Source organism: Bacillus sp. MBGLi79 (assembly GCF_002953915.1).
Genome location: NZ_CP026521.1, coordinates 2,893,065 through 2,896,911, shown reverse-complemented (window position 1 = coordinate 2,896,911; position 3,847 = coordinate 2,893,065). Strand labels below are relative to the sequence as shown.

The window sequence follows — 3,847 nt, the reverse complement described above, 5'->3', positions numbered from 1 at the left end:
AAAGCGACGCTTTTTTCGAGCAGCTTGTTTACGGGGTCTTAGAGAACAAAGAGAAAATCGATGAGATGATCAAACGGCATCTCGTCAATTGGAAGCTTGACAGGCTGGCGAATGTCGACCGCGCGATTTTGCGTTTGTCCGCCTACGAAATGATTTTTTTAGAAGACATACCTGTCAACGTCTCTATGAATGAAGCGATTGAACTGGCCAAGCAATTTGGAGATGACAAGTCGGCGAAGTTTGTAAACGGTGTTCTTTCTAACATTAAATCCGATCTTGAATAATCTAGGAGGAGAGCAAATGACAGCAACCATCATCGACGGGAAAGAAACAGCAAAGGAAAAGCGCGGGCAGCTGGCCAAGGAAGTTGAAGAGCTGAAAAAACAAGGAGTGACCCCGGGACTGGCCGTTATTTTAATTGGTGATGATCCGGCGTCTCTTTCATATGTACGGGGAAAGAAAAAAGCAGCTGAAGCCATGGGGATTCGTTTTCAGCTGGATCATTTCGATGCAAGTTTCTCTGAACAGGAACTTCTTGAAGTAATTGACCAGTACAACCAAAATAACGACTTTCACGGAATTCTTGTCCAGCTGCCTCTTCCGGATCATATTTCCGAACAAGCGGTGATTGAAAGAATATCCCCTGACAAAGATGTTGACGGTTTTCATCCATTAAACGTAGGAAAGATGCTGCTTGGCGAAGATACATTTCTACCTTGCACGCCTGCGGGCATCGTGGAGCTTTTAAAGAAAACCGAGATTGATCTGTCGGGAAAAGAGGTTGTTGTCGTCGGGCGAAGCAATATCGTCGGAAAGCCGGTAGGGCAGCTGCTCTTGAACGAAAACGCAACCGTTACGTACTGCCATTCAAGAACGGCCGACATTACGGCGCACACAAAAAAAGCCGACATTCTGATTGTCGCTGTCGGAAAGGCGAATTTCATCAAAGCGGATCAAATGAAAGAGGGAGCCGTTGTCATTGATGTCGGCGTTAACCGCCTTGACAACGGAAAGCTCGTCGGTGATGTCGATTTTGAAGAAGCGAAGGAAAAAGCTTCCTATATTACACCCGTACCGGGCGGTGTCGGTCCGATGACGATTACAATGCTGGCCCATAACACGGTTAAATCAGCGAAGCGTACAATTTAACTTTAATGTACAGCCGTTCATCCGCCTGGTCTCGCGCCGGCGGATGAACGTGCTTGTGCCTTCTTAGAAAGGAGACTGTGCCATGAGTGAAATTTCATTTGTCACGGTCACGGCTTTGACAAAATATATTAAGCGCAAATTTGACGTGGACCCCCATCTTGAAGATATTTGGATCAAGGGCGAGCTGTCAAATGTTAAAATACATAGCAGAGGCCATATTTATTTTACACTGAAAGATGATAACGCCCGCATTCAATCCGTCATGTTCGCCAGACAAAACAGAAATCTCGCCTTTACCCCTGAAAACGGGATGAAGGTATTGGTGAGAGGCGGCATTTCGGTATATGAACCGAGCGGCAATTATCAGCTCTATGCGAAAGAAATACAGCCTGACGGCATAGGTGCGCTTCATCTCGCGTATGAAGAACTTAAGAAAAAGCTGTCGCAAGAAGGTTTGTTTGATGAAAAACATAAGAAACCCATCCCCGCGTTCCCATCCGTCGTCGGTGTTGTCACATCTCCAACCGGAGCGGCTGTACGCGATGTGATCACCACCATTAAAAGAAGATACCCCCTTGTAAAAGTGATCGTCTTTCCAACGCTCGTTCAAGGAGTAAACGCGGGCGAGTCCATCGTCAGCAGCATCAAAGAGGCTAACCGCAGAGAGTTATGCGATGTATTAATCGTCGGACGCGGAGGGGGATCGATCGAAGAGCTGTGGGCATTTAATGAAGAGGCTGTCGCCAGGGCCATTTTTTCTTCCGACATTCCGATCATTTCCGCCGTCGGGCATGAAACGGATTTTACAATCAGCGATTTTGTTGCGGATTTGCGCGCGGCGACCCCGACGGGAGCGGCCGAACAGGCCGTACCTAATATGCTTGATTTGCTGGAGCGTCTGAAAACGCTCGAAGCGAGAATTGCAAAATCGATGAAGCAGGATTTAAGAAAGCGGCAGGAGCGCGTGAAAACCCTCCAGTCCTCTTATGCCTTCCGCTACCCGAAACGGCTGTATGCCCAAAAGGAACAGGAATTCGACCTGATATTCGACCGTTTCCAAAAACAGCTGGCGATGACCGTTGAACGCAAAAAACAAAAACTGAACGAACAGACATACAAGCTGGAGATGCTTCATCCCGAGGAGCAGCTTAAACAAGCGAGAAAGAGGCATGAAGAGCAGACAGTCCGGCTGAAGCGGAATATGGATGTGCAGCTTAAGCAGATTCACTCGCAGTTTCAAACGGTTCTTGGTAAACTGAATGCATTAAGCCCTCTCCAAGTGATGGAAAGAGGGTACAGTTTGACATATAAAGAAAACGAATTGATTAAAAGTATTGAACAGGTTCATGAAAAAGACGAGATCCGCGTCACATTAAACGATGGGACGCTGACCTGTGAGGTACTGCAAAAGAGAGGCGAAACAAATGGCTGAAGAAAACAAAACAAACCGGGAAGACCTGACATTTGAAGAGGCGATGAAAGGTCTGGAACAGATCGTATCAAAGCTTGAAGAAGGGGATGTGCCTTTGGAAAAGGCGATCGACTACTTCCAGGAAGGGATGGCTCTTTCGAAAATGTGCCACGAAAAACTGCAAAATGTCGAAAAGCAGATGGACTACATTTTGCGGGAAAATGGGGAATTTGACCGGTAAACTTGACGGAGATTTAAAATCGAGAAAAACAGTAATTCAAGAACGCCTTCCGATGTATATTAAAGACCTGCGAGCGCCGTCCATCCTTAAGGAATCCATGCTGTACTCATTGGAAGCCGGAGGGAAACGGCTGAGACCGATTTTGGTACTTGCGCTTCTTCATGCGTACGGAAAAGACGAAGAAGCCGGAATTCCGGTAGGGTGCGCGGTTGAAATGATCCATACGTATTCATTAATCCATGACGATCTCCCTTGTATGGATGACGATGACCTCAGAAGGGGAAAGCCGACAAACCATAAAATATACGGGGAAGCGACGGCCATTCTCGCCGGAGACGCCTTATTAACCGAAAGCTTCAAAATGATCACTTCCAATATGCCTTCTGATGTATCTGCTGAAAAACGCATCAGACTGGTGAATGAGCTGATATCGGCAGCGGGGGCTGAAGGCATGGTCGGCGGTCAAATTTTAGATATGGAAGCGGAATCAAAGTCTGTCTCTCTTGATGAACTGCAGCGGATTCACGAAGGAAAAACGGCTAAACTCCTCAGCTTCAGCGTCATCGCGGGGGCGATTCTAGCAGATGCATCTGAAAAAGAGATCGAAAAGCTCCGCGAATTCAGCCATCATATCGGCATCGGCTTCCAGATCAGAGATGACATTCTCGACCTTGAAGGATCAGAGGATAAAATCGGCAAACGGATCGGATCTGACGAGACAAACGGAAAATCGACCTATCCGTCGCTCCTTTCGCTTGAGGGCGCCAGCCAAAAGCTTGATGAACATATTGAAAAAGCAAAACGGCTGATTTCAGAGCTTCCGCTTGAAAAAGAGCTTATGTACGAGTTTTGCGATATGATTGCCGCAAGGGATCATTGATACAGGGCTTCCATTTGAGCATCAAAGGCTTATTATGCTAAAATATAAAGAGTTGAACTCTAAAACGCCGCGCCGTTATCACGTTGTGTTAGCGGCTGTTTTTTCAAACGAAGCGTCCGCATATGCAAGTTTGCGCATGGGGATGAATTCGTCATATAATAATTCA

At 46.8% G+C, this 3,847-nt stretch carries 5 protein-coding genes; all 5 read left to right on the top strand.

The window, feature by feature from the left end; translation table 11 throughout:
- Positions 1–284 (top strand): transcription antitermination factor NusB (gene nusB / locus C1T29_RS14645; protein ID WP_208945471.1); only part of this gene is annotated, 284 nt, incomplete at its 5' end.
- 16 nt (positions 285–300) lie between these two features.
- Positions 301–1,149, top strand: coding sequence for a bifunctional methylenetetrahydrofolate dehydrogenase/methenyltetrahydrofolate cyclohydrolase FolD (gene folD, locus C1T29_RS14640; RefSeq protein ID WP_020452135.1), 849 nt, complete (start codon positions 301–303; stop codon positions 1,147–1,149).
- Positions 1,150–1,231: 82 nt separating this feature from the next.
- Positions 1,232–2,581 carry an exodeoxyribonuclease VII large subunit gene (gene xseA / locus C1T29_RS14635; protein ID WP_020452134.1) on the top strand — a complete coding sequence of 450 codons (1,350 nt, stop codon included), beginning with the start codon at positions 1,232–1,234 and terminating at the stop codon, positions 2,579–2,581.
- Positions 2,574–2,801 carry an exodeoxyribonuclease VII small subunit gene (locus C1T29_RS14630; RefSeq protein WP_208945470.1) on the top strand — a complete coding sequence of 76 codons (228 nt, stop codon included), beginning with the start codon at positions 2,574–2,576 and terminating at the stop codon, positions 2,799–2,801. The genes xseA and C1T29_RS14630 overlap by 8 nt, the downstream gene beginning before the upstream one ends.
- The gene (locus C1T29_RS14625; RefSeq protein WP_208945469.1) at positions 2,782–3,681 is read left to right on the top strand and encodes a polyprenyl synthetase family protein; all 900 of its coding nucleotides are present in this window, start codon (positions 2,782–2,784) and stop codon (positions 3,679–3,681) included. The genes C1T29_RS14630 and C1T29_RS14625 overlap by 20 nt, the downstream gene beginning before the upstream one ends.
- The last annotated feature ends 166 nt before the right edge of the window (positions 3,682–3,847 follow it).

Coding starts and splice junctions, on each gene's coding strand:
- xseA (WP_020452134.1), top strand. CDS start 1,232: ATGAGTGAAATTTCATTTGTCACGGTCACGGCTTTGACAAAATATATT.
- C1T29_RS14625 (WP_208945469.1), top strand. CDS start 2,782: ATGGGGAATTTGACCGGTAAACTTGACGGAGATTTAAAATCGAGAAAA.
- C1T29_RS14630 (WP_208945470.1), top strand. CDS start 2,574: ATGGCTGAAGAAAACAAAACAAACCGGGAAGACCTGACATTTGAAGAG.
- folD (WP_020452135.1), top strand. CDS start 301: ATGACAGCAACCATCATCGACGGGAAAGAAACAGCAAAGGAAAAGCGC.